This window comes from Mesorhizobium sp. M0047 (assembly GCF_040323315.1).
Lineage (GTDB): Bacteria > Pseudomonadota > Alphaproteobacteria > Rhizobiales > Rhizobiaceae > Mesorhizobium.
The window spans coordinates 41,794-58,636 of record NZ_JAMYUW010000006.1 but is presented as its reverse complement, the minus strand read 5'-3'; the positions used below and the strand labels follow the sequence as shown (position 1 = coordinate 58,636).

The following is a 16,843-nucleotide window of genomic DNA, read 5'->3' as shown; positions in this document are numbered from 1 at the left end:
TCTATGGGTTATTTCATTCCTCCCGGAATGCCCGACTGATTTGGTCCGACAGCGGCTTCACAAAATAGGAAAGCGCCGTGCGCTCGCCCGTCTGGACCATCGCTTCGGCCGGCATGCCGGGCACGAGCGTCAGGTCCTTGAGCTTCGTCAGTTCCGCATGCGGAACCGACAGACGCACCAGGTAATACGAAATGCCGTTTTTTTCGTCCGTCGCCAGATCGGCTGCGATCCGGCTGACATATCCGTTCAATTCCGGCGTGGTTCTCAGATTGAAGGCTGACATCCGCAGCACGGCCTTGTGACCAAGCTGGATTTGGTCGATGTCCTTCGGGGTGATCCGTACTTCCAGCGCAAGATCGTCGCCTTCCGGCACGATTAGCATGATCGGATCGGCGGGCGTGATCACTCCGCCGACCGTATGAACTGCGAGTTGTTGAATGGTGCCTGACTGCGGCGCGACGATATCGATCCGTCGCAGTTCCTGTTCAGCCGCCACCTTGCGCTCACGATACTCCCCGACCTGCGCCTGAACCGCTCTGAGCTCCTGGCCGACTTCGGTCTTGAAATCCTGATCGATCTGCGGGATCTGCAGGCGCGTTTCGGCTATGCGGGCTGCTGTCTGTGCCTGATCTGCGATCTTCTCACCGCGTTCGCCACCGAAAGTGGCAACCTGGATCTTCAGGCTGTTCAACCGTTGGTCCGAGACAATGCCTTGGTCGCGCAGCCCACTCAGAACAGCAATTTCCTTTTGGAGAACCTCGATCCTGTTTTCACAGGCAATTTCCTGCGCCTTGAATCCTTCGATCTCGTGGTGATATTGAGTAATGTGTTCCGCCAGTTGCGCCTGCTTTCCGTCGCGGGATTGTCTGCGGAATTCGAACAGCAGCGTCTCGCTATGTATTGCCGAAGCTACGTCCGGAACATCTCTTCGGGCGAGCAGCCAGTCCGGGAAGGCGATCTCCGCGAGATCGTCACGCTCAGCATCGAGTCGTGCCTGGTAGGCGGCGAGCTCATCGAGCCGCTTGGTGACTATGGCGAGATTAGCGCGCGTCTGGGTGGCATCGAGCCGCATGAGGATGTCGCCGGCTTTTACTTTATCGCCTTCGCGCACCAGGATTTCTCCCACAACCCCGCCGGTCGGGTGCTGCACCTTCTTGACATAGGAATCGACGACAAAGTGTCCGGACGCGACAACCGCACCGGAGAGATTCGTGAAGGCCGCCCAGGCTCCGGCTCCTCCCACAAAGATTACGCTCGCCAGAAGGCCCGCCACCAGGTGGCGGCGAATGGAGCTGGAAACGTCATTGTTCTGATGAATGCCGGACACCGGGATCCTCCATGTCAGCGCGCTCTCCCACGTTATCCTGTGTAGATTCGATGGCCTTCACGCCAGCGCCTCGTGCCATTGCTGTCCCCTTCAGGACCTTGGAAAGCGCTTCATCACGCGCACGGAATGCTCGCTGCCGTCCACCTTCCATCACCAACACCAAATCCACGGCGCGGATGGCGCTCGGCCGATGGGCGACGACAACCGCAATGCCCTTGCGCTCGCGCACGGAGGCGATCGCCTTAACGACCGCAGCCTCGCCTTCCGCATCGAGATTGGCATTGGGTTCATCCAGCACAACAAGGAAAGGGTCTCGATAAAGAGCACGGGCAAGACCGATACGCTGGCGCTGCCCGGCGGAAAGTGCCGATCCGGCCTCACCGATCGCAGTTTCGTAGCCGTGCTCAAATCGGAGGATCAGTTCGTGCGTGCCCGCTGCTTTCGCCGCGGCGACAATAGCCTCAGGGTCAGGATCATCTTCAAAACGAGCGATGTTTTCGGCAATGGTGCCATCGAACAATTCAACACCTTGCGGCAGATAGCCGATGTGACGGCCTAGTGCTTCCCGGTCCCATTGATCGAGGCTTGCGCTGTCGATGCGAACCTTCCCGGCGACCGGCGTCCATGCGCCGACGATGGCGCGCGAGAGTGTCGACTTGCCCGAGCCCGATGGACCGATGACCCCGAGTGCGCTTCCCGCCTGAATGGCAAACGCAATGCCGGTCACGGTCGGCTTGCTTTCGCCGGGCGGAACGATTGTCACGCTTTCGAGGCGCAGTTCGCGTTCAGGTGCAGGCATTAGCATGACAGGAGCGGTTTCAGGAACCTTTTCCAAGAGGTCCTCCAGCCGCGCCCAACCCTGGCGCGCCATGAGGAAGGGTTTCCAGCTTGAAATGGCGAGATCGACCGGAGCCAGCGCACGCCCCATCATGATCGAACTGGCAATCATGACCCCGGCCGTAGCCTCTTCCCTGACCACAAGGTACGCACCGACGGCAAGAATGGCCGATTGCAGCAGCACGCGCAGCGACTTTGAAATGGCACCCAGCCCACCTGCCACGTCCCCAGCTTTCCGGTTGGCGGCCAGACACTTGGCATTGGCCTTTTGCCATCGGGCAGCGATCCGCTTTCCAAGACCGAGAGCTTGCACGACCTCGGCATTGCAACGCGCTGCTTGCAGCAGACCATTGCGTGCCATGTTGTGGGCAACGGTATCGCTTATCGGCCCTTGCGAGAGAGTGTTGGCAAGGAGTGTCAGAGATGTGAGACCGACCGCCCCGATAAGTGCCGTCATGCCGATCCAGAAATGAAGGAGGAAGCAAATGCCGAGATAAAACAGCATCCATGGCAGATCGAAGAACGCTGTCGGACCGTTTCCACCTAAGAAGCCGCGAACATTGTCGAGATCGCGAAGCGGCTGCAAGCCGTCGCCCGGCATGCGCGTTGAAAGCGGAAGGCGAACGATCGCATCGTGAACGCGTCCGGAAAACTGACCATCGAAACGCTCGCCAATCCGCAGCAGCACGCGGGCGCGCAAAATGTCGAGCAGGCATTGGAACGCATAAAGCCCCGCAGCAAGCACGACGAGCCCCACTAGCGTGGATACGCTGCCACTTGCCAGAACGCGGTCATAGACCTGAAGCATGAACAGCGGCGAGATCAGCGCAAGCACGTTGACCACGGCGCTGATCAACACAATGCCCCAAATCGCGGAAGTCAGAGGGAAGGGTCTCAAAGCTGAATCCTTTAAGGAATGGTTGTCACGTAAGTCTCCGGAGGCTGGCGACCCGGCTCCCTATATTGCTCCCCGACCGGCAACCGACTGCATCCGCTCGCTGGTTCAGGAGTGCTCCCGCCGAATGTGTTTGGGGTCCCGGCATTTAATGGAGCGGGTCAACAACACCGTCCGGCTGAAGGTTTGGAAGGGATTCATCGTGGTCGGCCGCAAGGGCCCGAACAGGCGAATCCGCCTCCACACCTTCAGGAGATTTCGGTGCACGACCAGCGCGACGCGCAGGGCTTGGTCAAGCTATCCACGCTGCGACTGCTCCCGGGCGCCCCTCGGGCGCCCCTGCCAATGGCAAGTAGCGGAAACGGGAAAGCGCCCGCCCAGGGGGCGGGGCGCGGTTCCGTATGGGTTTCTGGATCAAACGAAGGTGAAGTCCGACGCGGTCAGGCCTAGGTCGGCCACGGTGACCACACCGCCCAGGTGGGCGAACTCGTGCGCGCTGCCGTCGGCGGTGACATAGGCCAGAGTTGCGACTTTGTCGGTGTAGCTGCTTTGGTAGACAATGATGTCGCCGGCGTGCTCGCCGGAGATCGCACTCGCCGCCTCATTAGCAGAGTTGAAAGATTCGCCAGTGATCACCACGACGTGTTCGCCGTTCGCACCCGAGGCCGCACCACTGTAGAAGCTGCTCACCGGGTAGCCGGACTGTATGCTGGCGTTGTTGACGAAGTTCGCGCCAAAACCGTCGTTGTAGAGGCCTACCGCATCGAAGGCGAACTTGTCCTCCGCCGGGTTGAAATCGGTGATAGTGGTAATGTCCGATGTCGACCCGACAACCCCAGGCACCGGATTGTGGAACTGGAACACGAACGTGTCACTGTCGGTGCCCCCGGTCAACGTGTCCTGGCCGTCACCCACGTAGAGGACATCCTGGCCGGGACCGCCGCTGAGCCTGTCATTGTCCTCACCGGAGACGCGCGCGTTGAAGCGGCCGTTGTCGCCGGAGAGATCGTCCCAGCCATCTCCGCCGAAGATGCGGTCGTTACCCTCGCCGCCGATGGCTCGGTCACTGCCCGGGCCACCCGAGATCTCGTCGTTGCCGCCACGACCGTCAATCCAGTCACCGCCCTGGAAACCCTCCATCCAATCTTCACGATCGGTGCCGATGAGTGTTTCGGCACCCGGGCCACCCTCGATAATGTTTGCCATCGAAAATACTCCTAATGATGCCCCTGCCTAAGTCGTTCATATTCGTCATCGGACAATTGGAGAAATCGATTGCTTGGATAGGCACACATTTACGAAATGGATGCACTCTCGTTCGCTTCGCCCTTCTGCTGAGCAGTTGCGGGCTCGCAGGCGGCGGGGGACCGGAACAAGCGCTCCCGCAGCCAATCGTCCAGCCCGTCAACACGGTCGGCCGAACAGGTTTACCAAACGGAACGGTCCCGCCGTCGCGGAGATACCGACGCACCGTGTTGCGCGCGCACCCGAATTCCTTCGCCCATCGGTTCGCTCCACCAGCCAAGATCATGCAGCCGCAGCATCGCTGCTACCTCTTCAGGCTGAAGCATCAGCTCTCTCCACATCGTTCTCGACAATGCAGGAATCTCCCAATTCCAATCGCCATCCATGCCTCCTCTCATAGTCGAGGGGGGGCAGTTTCTCAATTTGCGGACAACTGAGACGTCCGGTGCTCTTCAGGCAGAGGAATCATACGAGATCCCTCCTGCAACATCATTTCACGCATCCACAAGCTTGCCGGATCACTATTGTGGAGCGCAGGCCATTGGATGGCCTCCGTGAATGCGGGAGGAAGTGGCGGCGGAAGTTGGACAATCCGCAGGGGCGTTGTTTTTGCGAAATGCTGCGCCAGCCGTAAGGGCATGGTCCCGATGCGGCTGGTGCCGGATACAACGGGCGGGATCAGGCTAAAGCCGTGTACGACAACTTCGATACGTCTCTCGAAACCGTGCTCAAGCAGATACCATTCCTCGACGGAGAGCTGCCGGGTGTCCCCGAATTTTAGGACAACCTGCCCCATCGATAAGTATCGCTCCAATGTAAGTGGCTCTGACAGCAGCTTGTTCGTGCGGCAGCCTACGCATACGAGCTTATCTTCGAACAGGGCTGCGCGAGGATGTTTCGACATGAATACTTCCGGCATAATTAGAAAATCAACGTCGCCGCGCCGGAGAAGCTCCTCGGGGTCGTCGGAAATAGGGAGACATTCAAAGCGGACGGCGGGAGCTTCCCGCGCAGCACGTTCTACGATCTTCTTAAAAAATACGAGCGTGATGTAATCGGAAAGGATGATCCGGAAGCGACGATCCGATTGAGCTGGGTTGAAGGCGTCCCAGGAAATAATCGATAGCTGGATGTGCAGCAATGCCTCCCTGACTGCTGGGGCGAGCCCCTCAGCGCGCGGTGTCAAAATGAGCTCGCGGCCGCTCATCGTAAATAGCTCATCGCTGAAATAGGCGCGTAACCGAGCAACGGCGGCGCTCATTGCCGGCTGGCTCAGGTTGATACTGCGGGCCGCCGCGGTGACTTTACGTTCCCTGACCAGAGCGTCCAACACAACGAGGAGGTTCAGATCGAGTCCTTTAAAACGCATGTCTTAATCTAGGCGGCGTGTGAATGGGTTGCGCCCAAACATTCAATTCGAATGGTGAGTAGCGTCAACGCATCAGCCTTCGACGAAAAAGAGCAATCGAAAAGAAGAAGGGCAAAACCGTGTATATGCAAAGCGCGCCGATATGCAGGCCCATTTTGTCAATCGGACGGCCAAGCATCGCTGGACGAATGAGGTCGATTGCATGTGCGAGCGGCAATAAGGAGGCAGCATACTGAAAAGCGCCGGGCAATTGGTTGACCGGAAACATCGCGCCGCAAAGGAACAGCATGGGTGTAATAACAAGCGTATTATAAAATATGAAATATTCATAGCTGGGCGCAAGCGCCGTGACGACCATCGCTAGACTCGCGAAGGCGAGGCCATTGAGAGCGATGACTGGCAGCAAGCAGAGGATGGATGGCCACGATGCGTATCCGAGCGTGGTGGCAACAATAGTGATTGCTGTGCCCGCCATGAGGGCCTTCGTGGCTGCCCACGCCAATTCGCCGAGTAAGATATCGCCGAGCGTCAGCTGAGTGCATAGCATTCCTTCCCAGGTGCGCTGGTCGCCCATGCGGCCGAAACTCCCGTAGACCGTTTCAGCGGTCGCCGATGCCATCACGCTTGTGGCAACCATGCCAGCCGCAAGAAACGCAATGTACGAAGTGCCCTCAACAGGACCTATCATTGTTCCGATGCCAAAGCCGAGACCGAACAGATAGATCATCGGATCGGCGAGGTTGCCCAGAACCGATGCAAGCCCGATTTTCTTCCATCCAAGATAGTTGCGGCGCCAAACCGCGACCCAATTCCACGCATTGGCGGGCATGCCCGCCGCATAACGTTCGCCCATTGTTCAGTCCTCCATCTCGCGCCCGGTTAACCGCAAAAACACATCCTCGAGATTGGGGGGACGCTGCAGAAGGCGTAGACCCGTGCGCCCGCGTAGCTGCGCCAGCACCTGCTCCGGATCGGGTGCATAGCAAAAAAGCGTCTCACCGCTCACCTCGATGCGCTGTGCGTACGGCCGGATCAGCGCGCCCAGTTCATGCGGATTGCCGCCGTAGACCTCGACCACGTCACAGCCGATCTGCTCGTCAATGAGTTCGGACGGGCGACCTTCGGCGATCTTGCGCCCCTCCTCCATAACGCACAGCCGATCGCACAGCCGCTCGGCCTCTTCCATGAAATGGGTAGTCAAAAGAATAGTCTTGCCCCGCGCCAGCAGCGATCGCAGCCGATCCCAGATCAGGTGGCGGGCCTGCGGATCGAGGCCGGTGGTCGGCTCGTCCATCACCAGCAAGTGCGGGTCATTGATCAGCGCACGCGCGAGCGTCAGGCGCCGCTTCATGCCGCCGGACAGTTCGGCGACGCGCGCATCCGCTTTGTTCTCGAGGCGGGCGAACTCAAGCAGCGATGGTATGACCGCATCGATCTGGCGTCTGCTCATCCGGAAGTAGCGCCCGAACACCAACAGGTTCTCGCGTACAGTGAACGCGGCATCAAGATTGTCGAACTGCGGGACCACGCCGATGCGCATACGTGCCAAACGCGCGCGCGCCGGCACTGGAGCGCCGAGCACAGTAATCTTCCCCGCATCAGGCGATGTCATGCCGAGGACCATACGCGCAATCGTGCTTTTGCCCGCGCCGTTCGGTCCCAAGAGCCCGAAGCATTCCCCCGCCGCAACGCGGAACGACAGCCTGTCGACAACGAGCTTGTCATAAGTTTTGCTTACGTCAGTAAGGTCGATCGCTACCATGGACATGGGTTCATTTTACCGAGAGGGACGACAAAACTGGCGGTTGCTTGGTTGCCTGCCGACCTGAAACTGTGACTCGTCTTCGCCATCCCCGCCGTCGATAACGAACTGATCGACATCACAAGGATCTAGCCGCTGCTCCGCTAAAGCGGCAACAATTGCGTCGAGATTATCGATGGATTGGTAACGCGGATCGTTGTGCCGCTTTTCCTGGTCAACGCAGAAGACGAGCCGTCCATCCTCGACCAGGGCGATCGCCCCATCATGGGTCAGCTTGGTACCACAGATGCGCATAGTGTCTCCACGTTAACGGCGATAGATTCGATTCATCAGGAAGCGGAAATCGGGTTCCGGAAACGGACGAGCAAGCAGTCTTCGTTGACCGACTCGCCCCGACACTCAAGACGCTCTACCTCGATCAACGTTTCGTTCAGCATGGCGATGACCGGCTCAGCACCAGCGGCGTGACCCCAGCGACGGCAATTAGCATCCCTTGCCGATCCGAAGATCAGATGCCCGCCTGGCGCAAGCACCCGCACCAGGTTTTTGACGGCCGCGCGCATCTCGGCTATGTCTCCGAGGTAGTAGAGGACCTCCGCCACAACGATCAGGTCAAACAACTCGTCGGTCGAAAACTGTTGAACATCGGAGACTATCCAGTTGATGCGCGACGGCTCCTTTATCCGTTGACGTGCTCGAGCAATCGCTTGCGCCACGACATCGATGACGGTGAGCCCTTGGCAGTAGGGGGCTAGTTTTTCCGTGAATGCGCCGGCAGCGCACCCGACTTCGAGGGCATTTGTAATGGAGCCTTGGGCAAGCGCCAGCTGGAGCATTTGCGTGTGGCGCTTCCGCTCGAACGGATTGCCGTCGAGGCGCCACGGATCGTCTGCGGCCAATTCCCGATCAAGCAACTGATGATTCGCGTTCTGGGTCAAACTCGTGCACCTCTCGTCCATTAGGTAATTAGCGATCACTCGTCGCCGCAAATGTTGTCCGACAGGACTAATTCCGAAGAATCCCGCGCAAGATTGAGCCTGCGAAGCGGAGCCGAATGGGGCGAGAATTCTGCCCTGCTGGAACCAGTGATCGGAGTTTGGGTGGGGGCCTGTTTTCCCCCAGTGTTCGATGTAGCGACAGCAGAGCTTCGCGACAGCCAATCGCTATTGCTCAAGGTACACAGCGCGTAGGCCTTCAACGGAAGCAAGAGAAAGACGTTGATGAACGTGTGCAGCGAAAAGCCAAGAAATCGAAATTGTCGAGCACGAAATGCCACCACGCTGCATCGGAGCATGGTCATGGACACAATCATCAGTCCTGTCCACCAAGGCACAGTGCCTGTCAGTGCGAAATGTGCGAGGCCCGTTAATACCGATAGGGCGAGGAGTAGCGCGCCGAGATTCTGTCCGACCACGTCCAACGTGAGATAGCTATTTAGGCTAGGCAGCAAGCGCAGCCCAAGCAGCGTGTCCCGGAATGTGCTTCGTGCCCAACGGAGTTGTTGGCGCAGATACGGTCCGAGTCTGTTCGGAACGACTGTGGCCGCGATGGCGCTCGGAACGTATTCGGTTCGAAAGCCTGCTTTCAGCATCAGGATAGTGAGATGGCGATCCTCACCGAAGTCGCTTGGCTTGCCCCGAAAAAATTGCGACTCGTACTGGTCCAGCAACAAAAGGAGCGCAGACCGGCGGTACATGGCACATGGGCCGCAACAGCACATAACGGCACCGAAGCGAGCCTGTGCCGCGCGCTCCTCGTTGCAAGCCAGCCAGTACTCCATGTCTATCAGCCTGGTCAGCCAGCTCTCGGTTCGGTTACTGGCCGTCAACTGACCCATGACTGCGCCGACCGCTGAATCTCGCATCTTCGGTACAAGCTTGGAAATGACGTCGGGCGCGAGTACCGTGTCTGAATCAACGTTAAGCACCAGATCCCCTGATGAGCGGCGTATCGCGGCGATCTGCGCCTTGCGCTTTCCAACATTCTCGGGAAGCAAAATGATGTCGAACCTAGGGTCGCGCGCGTAGTCTTCGTGGACAGTTCCTAAGGCTTCGCGATTTCCAGAACCGTCATCAACCAAATAGACCCGAAGTCTTCCGGCGTATTCTTGGTCGGCAATGGAAGCCAGGCACTCTGAAAGCGTGCGCGGATCCTCGTTGAAGCAGGGGACGATGACATCCACGCTGGGCAGTTTGTCGGAGCCGACGAGAACCTCCAACGCCGACGAATCCTTTGTCGGCATAGCATAAAGCCCTTGCATGCTCTTATAGGCAGTCGAGAGCAGTGCATAAAGCGAAATGGCCACAGTGCTGGTTGTACCAAGAAGTGTCATGGGATCTCGTTTGTTCAGTGATGTTGAGGAAGTGAGCGGATTACAAATCCGCGCTCACGCAGTGCTGGAATCAGCCGGGACAGCGCCGTGACCGTCTGGTCGCGCATGCCGGCGTGAGCGCCCTGGCTCAACTCGCCGGGAGGGCATCCGTCGTGCAAGAGTACAATTGCGCCCGGCCGGACAGAGGCGAGCACTCTATCAATAATCGCCTCGACTCCAGGGCGAGACCAATCTCGAGGGTCGACGGACCAATGAAGGGCCGCCAGCCCGGCGATCTGTGATGCTGTGCAGACTTCTTCGCTCCAGGCGCCGTAGGGCGCGCGAACAAAGCGGACCGAGGCCTGCGGGCACGCTCTCATGATGGCGTCGTTCGCTTCAAAGACCTCACGTTGCACTTCGCCGAAACCGCATTGGTACAGGTCCGGATGAGACATCGTGTGGTTGCCTACCTCGTGCCCTTCTGCGATCATCCGGTGGATTAGATCTGGGTGCTCTAAGGCGTAGGCGCCGATGACGAAGAAAGTCGCCGGCACCCGCTGCTCTGCCAGCACGTCGAGAATCTCCGGTGTGAAAAGTGGATTGGGACCGTCGTCAAACGTCAGATAAACGCTTCGACGGCCGGTGCCGTCAGAGCACTCACGGCGCACTTCGTACAAGCAATCGGACCGGCTCATAGCTCTGGTCCGTTCCGATCTATCATCGTGCCCGTGGGCCATTCGCTGATCGGCCGTCCAACTGGCAGAACAATGGTGAGTGCGTCATCGATGCGTGTGGGCGGCAAGTCGAGGCGGGCCTCTGGTCGGGTGGAGCGCACGCGAATTCCCGACAAAACGGCCATAGGGCTGTATCGCCGTCCGAACCTCTCAACATGATTCCGCAGCGCGTCCCTGACCGTTCCGAAAGCGAATGGAACGCCAAGCTCCTGCAGTATTGGAAGCATGACATGGATTGAATGGGCGATTCCCAGACCCTCAAGGTCCGGACGTACCCCGTACAGGCCCAGCTCAGCCACCAACAGGTCGACCGCGTCGACCTTGATGAAACGGCGCAGTATGCCCATGTGAGCCGCTACACCGCTTGAATCATAGGCGATTACGCGGAGTTCAGGCCTGGCTCCGGCCCAGCTTCGACTACCTTCGAACGGTTCTGCGTTGGACGCCCCAGTCGGCCCGTACGTATCACGAAAGAACTCGGCGAGCTTAACGTGATCGGAGAGCTGCAACTCGTTTTCCCAGCACAACTTCCACTGCACCTGATGGCGCATTCAGGACCTCTCTTCATATTGGTTTTTGCGGCCGCATTACTCGACCAAAGCGGCGTTGGTGGCTGCACTCAGCCGTTGTCGTTGGCGAAGGTGAGCCAGACGCTCTCTCGAGTTCCGGCCCGTGTCGTCGATTTGAGCTTGACGTCGCTCACTTTCCGTTCCTCTAATGCATGGCTCGTAAATTCGTAAAATTGATTGTTTGAATGATACGCATCCACACGTTGGATAGAACATGACATGCGTTTTAAAGGGCTGGATCTAAATCTCCTCGTTGTGCTGGACGCTCTGATGAGGGAGCGTAAAGTCACTGCCGCGGCTCGCAGTATCAACCTGAGCCAGCCGGCCATGAGCGCCGCCGTTGCTCGGCTACGCGCCTATTTTAACGATGAGCTATTTACGATGAATGGCCGCGAGCTCATTTTGACGCCGCGCGCCGACGGGCTCGCCCCAGCAGTCCGGGACGCATTGCTGCACATCCAGCTATCGATTATTTCCCCCGACGCCTTCAACCCGGCCCAATCGGATCGTCTCTTCCGAATCATGCTTTCCGATTACATCACGCTCGTATTTTTTAGGAAGATAGTAGAGCGCGCTGCGCAGGAAGCTCCCGCCGTTCGCTTTGAATGTCTGCCTATTTGCGACGACCCCGAGGAGCTTCTCCGGCGCGGCGACGTTGATTTTCTGATCATGCCGGAAGTGTTCATGTCGAAACATCCTCGCGCAGCCCTGTTCGAAGATAAGCTCGTAGGCGTAGGCTGCGGCACGAACAAGCAGCTGTCGGAGCCACTTACATTCGAGCGATACTTGTGCATGGGACATGTTGTGCTCAAATTCAGGCACACCCGGCAGCCCACCATGGAGGAATGGTATTTGCTCGAGCACGGTTTCGAGAGACGTATCGAAGTTGTCGTACAGGGCTTTAGCCTGATCCCGCCCGTCCTGTCAGGCACCAACCGCATCGGGACCATGCCCGTACGGCTGGCGCAGCATTTCGCAAAAGCAACACCCCTGCGGATTGTCCAACTTCCGCCGCCACTTCCTCCTGCTGCATTCACGGAAGCCGTCCAATGGCCTGAGCTTCACAATAGTGATCCGGCAAGCATGTGGATGCGGGAAATGATGTTGCAGGAGGCATCTCGCCTGGCGCCTTTGCCTGAAATAATTGAGCGTCTCGGGCACGCCGATCCGACCTTTCGGTTGTTGGTACCGACTGCCACCTCGATTTCGCGTGCGAAGTCCCGGAAGATGTTGAGCCCCACCTAATCGCCGCCTGTAAGACAGGCTGATCAGCATGTTCGACAAGCGCCGGCGCGACGCGTGTTACCTACGTTCTGGGGCTGATCTCAGGCGAGTTGCTCGTCGAGGATGTGTGGCACAGTGAGGTCAGCTGCCTTGATTGCCGCTTTTGCCGTAGGTGGTGGTGACGACGCGAGCATTCTTTTCGATGGCGGCTTCTGGAGGCGGACGCGATCGCGTAGGAGCGGTTGGCCTTCGGGCGTCGGGCCTTTGGCCCGGCAGAGCGGCGCAGTTCCTGCTAAGTGCGAGGGCCGGAACGAGCAGAACACACGCCCGGGCTGCTACTGAATTGACTGGCGCCTCGATTTGCGTGCGAAGTCCCAGAAGATGGTTAGCCCCGGCTAAATTCCTACCTTGCCAGCTGTGCCGCGGCTTTTCACGTGCAGCCAGGCGAGGAGATGGCGGTCGACGAGGTCGATCCCAAATGGACTGTGCTGGCCTCGCTCTGCTATTGCTGTGGGAGATCATTGACCACACCCCCTGCACGAGAACGTCGGGCATGTTGGCAAGTGAAGCCGGTGGAGGTTGACGCTGCGGATCCAGGCAATCTACCTCGCGCTTCCGCCTTAAGGCGCGGCCGTACCCAATTTGGCTCTTCGTCCTGGGCCGCGGCTAAAGCCCGTGGGTGCGCCCACCCGTGTGGAGGGATCATCATTCAACTTTCTCTCGTTATGAAAGGAAACTCCCCGCTTAGGATAGAGTCCTTCATATATTTTCCGGCAGATGGATGTCGAACGGCAGAAATGTCTGTCCAGGTGTTTCAGCGGTGCCGGTCTCGATAGCCCGTGTCATCAGCGTTATCAGCTCCTGGCAAAGCCGGCGCATTGGCGTGGCGACCGCCATCGTGACGATGTTATCTGCGAGCGCTGCCCGAGACTCAGGTGTGATTTCATTCACGATCGCGACGAGATCCCGACTTTTGCCCTCTTCTCGGAGCGCGGAGATGGCGCCCTCCATGCCGCCGCCGGCGACATAGAAGCCGACGAGCTCGGGCTCCCGCTGCATGAGATCAAGCGTTGCCTCGTAGGTGATCTGCCGTTTCTCGAGGTTCATGACCGGATCCAGCACCTCGAACGTGGGCGCGTTCTCACGGCAATAGGAGCGAAAGCCGACGTCACGGAGCTCGTGACCCTGGAAACGATGGCTGCCGACAAACACCGCCACTTTGCCGGGCCGTTTTGCGACCTTGGACACCATCCAAGCGGCCGTGCGCCCCACCTTGCGGTTGTTGAGGCCGATATACCCCTGTCGCACGCCGGCGGCGAAGTCGGAAAGCAGCGAGAAAACCGGAATGCCCTTGGCCTTGAGGTCCTCAACCGCTGCTGTGATTTTCGGGTGGTCCGGTGCCACCATCGCGATTGCATGGCAGCGTGCGCCCAACTCCTTGAGCGGCGCGATCAGGTCGCTCGGCATATGTGACGGGGCGAATTCGACGAGCGGAATGCCGTGGAAGGACTGGGCCAAATTGACCGATGCTTCGACCTCGCGCGCAAAATCTTGGTAGAAATGCTGGGCCGGTTTTCTCAAGATGAAGCCCAGACGGTAGTGCGGTAGGTCTCGCCGCAAGCGCTGCTTGATTAGCCCGGCAGCATGATAGCCGATCGTGTGGGCGGCGTCGTGGACCCGCCGCGCGGTCTCCTCGCGCACCGGATGGCGGGCGTTCAGAACCCGATCGATCGTTGCTACGCTGACTCGGGCTTCGCGGGCGAGATCGGCAATTGTGGGGCGCTTGGTCATAGGTCCTATTCTGATCGGTTTTTGACGCGGGCCGGCTCTCTGTCGCCTAACGCGTTTCGGTTTCGGGTGGCAAAGTGAAGACGTCCCCATAGGAATGGGCACAGCGTGTTGGACGAACATCATTGCAGACGTAAACCGGCCGGGTATACTGAAAGGCTCATTCGCTTAAAGGGCGGTGACGGTTTGCACTCACACATTTAGCGCCTCTGATACATGGTCCGTGAGGAGCCGTTTAGAGGCTGCGGGTCGGTCGTTCAGTTATGTGACCTGCTAAGCGACTTGACAGGTCGTGGGCCGCCCACCTTACTTGCAGGAGGGTAGCCGGTTTGATGCCTCGGTAAGCTGATGACCGCTGAAGGCAGCTTTCATCTGTGCTCGGTCCAACTCTCCTTCCCAGCGTGCGACGACGAGGGATGCCACTGCGTTGCCGACGCAATTCGTCAGCGCCCGGCATTCGGACATGAATCGGTCGATGCCGAGTATCAGTGCCATCCCAGCAACGGGAACACTCGGAACTACCGCGAGCGTAGCCGCCAGGGTGATGAAGCCCGCACCTGTCACACCTGCAGCGCCCTTGGAGGAAAGCATTGCTACGAGCAGCAGCAGCACCTGATCGCCGATGGACAGATCCGTGTTCGTCGCCTGTGCGATGAAGAGAGCCGCTAGCGTCATGTAGATATTCGTGCCGTCCAGATTGAACGAATATCCGGCCGGGATGACGAGACCCACAACCGAACGCCTGGCGCCCGCCTTCTCCATTTTCTCCATCAGCGACGGGAGCGCCGCCTCCGAGGAGGACGTTGCGAGGACAAGCAGCAGCTCTTCCTTGATGTAACGAATGAGAGAACAAATCGAAAAGCCGTTGTAGCGGCAGACTGCGCCGAGAACCCCGAACACGAAGAGGAAGGCGGTGAAATAGAACGTCGCGACCAGCATCGCGAGGTTGACTACCGAACCGATGCCATATCTGCCGATGGTGAAGGCCATGGCGCCAAAAGCGCCGATCGGCGCGGCCTTCATCAGAATTCCGACGAGCTTGAAGACAGGCACAATGAGCGCCTGGAGGAAGCAAACGACAGGCTTGCCCGGCTCTCCGGCCATCGCAAGCGCCATGCCGAACAGAACCGAGAAGAACAGCACCTGCAGGATGTCGCCTTCCGCGAAGGCACCGACGATCGTTGGCGGGATGATGTTCATCAGGAAGCCGGTGACCGACTGCTCGCTGGCTTTTGCGGCATAGGTATTCACGGCCTGGACATCGAGCGAGGCCGGATCGATGTTGAGGCCGGCGCCAGGCTGGACGACATTGGCGACGATGAGGCCGACGATCAGCGCGAGCGTCGAGAAGGTGAGGAAATAGACCATTGCTTTACCGGCGACCCGGCCGACCTTATGAAGATCGTTCATGCCGGCGATGCCGGTGGCAATTGTCAGGAAGATGACAGGCGCGATGATCATCTTGACCAGCTTGATGAAGGCATCACCCAGCGGCTTCAGGCTCTCGCCGGTCTCCGGATAAAAATAGCCAATTGCGACGCCGAGCGCGATGGCGGCAAGCACCTGGGCGTAGAGCTTGGTGTAGAAGGGTTTGCGGGGCGCGGGACTCGCGCCGCGGACTTGTGCAGCTGACACTGTTTCTCTCTCCCTGACCGGATCGAGGTGGCGTGACTTCTCCCGGGCTTCTCCCTATCGCGGCGCTCCGGTCGAACGCTGCACCAACGCCGCCGCAATACCCATGCCAGATGAATCCGCATGACCTGAACTGACGTGGGCTCGCCAATAATGGAGGAATGCGGTGTCAGACCAGCGGGATAGGCCGCGGTCCGGCACGCCCTTGATGGTCTCTGGCAGAGTGCTGCCGGTCGGTCCCTCTGGCTTGCGGTTTTGTTGCACAGAGCGTGGTGGGTTCATCGTTAGCCGGCTTTGGACCAGGCCCTATCGTTGGCGCCAGCGCGTACCAATAGGTCGCCTGTTCAAGGCCGTCCAGATGACAGGCTAACTTACCCCTGTTCGGAAGCGCTCGTTTCTAGACAGCGACCATGCAGCCACTGCAATGCACAGAATAAATTCAGACGGCCCTTTGGACCCATTTTGCAAATCAACGCCCGCAGCAGGGGCAGCCGTTTCCAAGCGGTCGCATCGTAATCTGTTCAGACTTTTCGATACGCTCATTGAGTGTGCCGATTTCGGCCCCAGGCTGGTGATGGTGCTGACCACGACGATGCGATTCAGAAGTTGCGAGCACCGCCTACGAAGTCGTACTCGACGCCAGCTTCGCGCCTTCACACGCGACATCGCTGCCGCCTGGTCAACTCGAGAAAGATGGCGGTTACTGCAACCGACCAGTGCCGTTGGCGGTTATTATCGCTCCCGCCCCTCCTTCGCGGGCGCTGGTGAATGGCACGGCCCCGCATTTACACTCCGCGCGGTCAGCCGCTCGGGCAACGCATGGCCGGCCCAGGTATTTCTGCTTCAACGCAAAGATAGAACTGATGAATCCTATCATAGGCCGCGAGGTTTCCTTTCACAGATGAAAGAAAGCTCGATTGACTATGCCGCCTCGCTCCAGTCTTTTGAAAACAACGTGTGTTTGCCCGGGGGCAAGCCAATAACATGGCCAAGCTTCGTAGAGGGAGTAGCCAAGCGATGCGTCAGGGCTAGACCCGCTTTGCACTCGACCACACGGCGGCGGCACGAGTTCACGTCGGAGCATTTTCGCGCGTGCCCGCGACGTCGCGGCCGCACATGCCGCCAGCCTAGATTTGATGGCGCGAGATCG

The 16,843-nt window shown here is 58.9% G+C and carries 13 protein-coding genes and 2 pseudogenes; 1 reads left to right on the top strand and 14 read right to left on the bottom strand.

The genetic code is table 11. From position 1 onward, the window contains the following. Positions 1–13: 13 nt before the first annotated feature. The 12 genes and pseudogenes from NKJ89_RS07550 to NKJ89_RS07495 all read right to left on the bottom strand — a co-directional run bounded on the left by NKJ89_RS07550 (position 14) and on the right by NKJ89_RS07495 (position 11,031). Positions 14–1,327, bottom strand: coding sequence for an HlyD family type I secretion periplasmic adaptor subunit (locus tag NKJ89_RS07550; RefSeq protein ID WP_352601231.1), 1,314 nt, complete (start codon positions 1,325–1,327; stop codon positions 14–16). Further along, positions 1,302–3,062: a type I secretion system permease/ATPase gene (locus NKJ89_RS07545; RefSeq protein ID WP_352601229.1), complete on the bottom strand. Its 1,761-nt coding sequence runs from the start codon at positions 3,060–3,062 to the stop codon at positions 1,302–1,304. Before NKJ89_RS07545 ends, NKJ89_RS07550 begins: the two co-directional genes overlap by 26 nt. A 411-nt stretch (positions 3,063–3,473) precedes the next feature. Next, positions 3,474–4,265 carry a calcium-binding protein gene (locus tag NKJ89_RS07540; protein ID WP_352601227.1) on the bottom strand — a complete coding sequence of 264 codons (792 nt, stop codon included), beginning with the start codon at positions 4,263–4,265 and terminating at the stop codon, positions 3,474–3,476. Positions 4,266–4,426: 161 nt separating this feature from the next. Continuing rightward, positions 4,427–4,690 (bottom strand): annotated as a pseudogene (locus NKJ89_RS07535) (helix-turn-helix domain-containing protein); the annotation flags it as partial. A gap of 32 nt (positions 4,691–4,722) precedes the next feature. Continuing rightward, on the bottom strand, positions 4,723–5,673 hold the full coding sequence (locus tag NKJ89_RS07530; protein WP_352601225.1) for a LysR family transcriptional regulator: 951 nt from the start codon (positions 5,671–5,673) through the stop codon (positions 4,723–4,725). Positions 5,674–5,737: 64 nt separating this feature from the next. Then, entirely contained in the window at positions 5,738–6,526 is a 789-nt protein-coding gene (locus NKJ89_RS07525) for an ABC transporter permease (RefSeq protein ID WP_023687364.1), read from the bottom strand. A 3-nt stretch (positions 6,527–6,529) separates the two neighbouring features. After that, positions 6,530–7,441, bottom strand: coding sequence for a nodulation factor ABC transporter ATP-binding protein NodI (nodI, locus tag NKJ89_RS07520; protein WP_023706355.1), 912 nt, complete (start codon positions 7,439–7,441; stop codon positions 6,530–6,532). Positions 7,442–7,495: 54 nt separating this feature from the next. Beyond that, positions 7,496–7,729: pseudogene (locus NKJ89_RS07515) on the bottom strand (carbamoyltransferase N-terminal domain-containing protein); the annotation flags it as partial. A gap of 35 nt (positions 7,730–7,764) precedes the next feature. Then, a complete protein-coding gene (nodS, locus tag NKJ89_RS07510) occupies positions 7,765–8,394 on the bottom strand; it encodes a nodulation methyltransferase NodS (RefSeq protein ID WP_352596284.1) in 630 nt (209 codons plus the stop codon). 14 nt (positions 8,395–8,408) lie between these two features. Further along, a complete protein-coding gene (nodC, locus tag NKJ89_RS07505; RefSeq protein WP_023806352.1) occupies positions 8,409–9,767 on the bottom strand; it encodes a chitooligosaccharide synthase NodC in 1,359 nt (452 codons plus the stop codon). Positions 9,768–9,781: 14 nt separating this feature from the next. Beyond that, on the bottom strand, positions 9,782–10,441 hold the full coding sequence (gene nodB / locus NKJ89_RS07500) for a chitooligosaccharide deacetylase NodB (protein ID WP_352550140.1): 660 nt from the start codon (positions 10,439–10,441) through the stop codon (positions 9,782–9,784). Then, positions 10,438–11,031 (bottom strand): NodA family N-acyltransferase, encoded by a 594-nt coding sequence (locus NKJ89_RS07495; RefSeq protein WP_023694280.1) that lies wholly within the window; start codon positions 11,029–11,031, stop codon positions 10,438–10,440. Before NKJ89_RS07495 ends, nodB begins: the two co-directional genes overlap by 4 nt. 237 nt (positions 11,032–11,268) lie before the next feature. Here NKJ89_RS07495 and NKJ89_RS07490 point away from each other — a divergent pair, with 237 nt between their 5' ends. Further along, positions 11,269–12,294 (top strand): LysR family transcriptional regulator, encoded by a 1,026-nt coding sequence (locus tag NKJ89_RS07490; RefSeq protein ID WP_352601223.1) that lies wholly within the window; start codon positions 11,269–11,271, stop codon positions 12,292–12,294. 738 nt (positions 12,295–13,032) lie between these two features. On the opposite strand, the gene NKJ89_RS07485 is transcribed toward NKJ89_RS07490, so the two are convergent. After that, complete coding sequence (locus tag NKJ89_RS07485; RefSeq protein ID WP_352601221.1) at positions 13,033–14,064, bottom strand: LacI family DNA-binding transcriptional regulator; 1,032 nt, start codon at positions 14,062–14,064, stop codon at positions 13,033–13,035. A gap of 303 nt (positions 14,065–14,367) precedes the next feature. Beyond that, entirely contained in the window at positions 14,368–15,696 is a 1,329-nt protein-coding gene (locus NKJ89_RS07480) for a dicarboxylate/amino acid:cation symporter (protein ID WP_352550137.1), read from the bottom strand. Positions 15,697–16,843 lie beyond the last annotated feature (1,147 nt).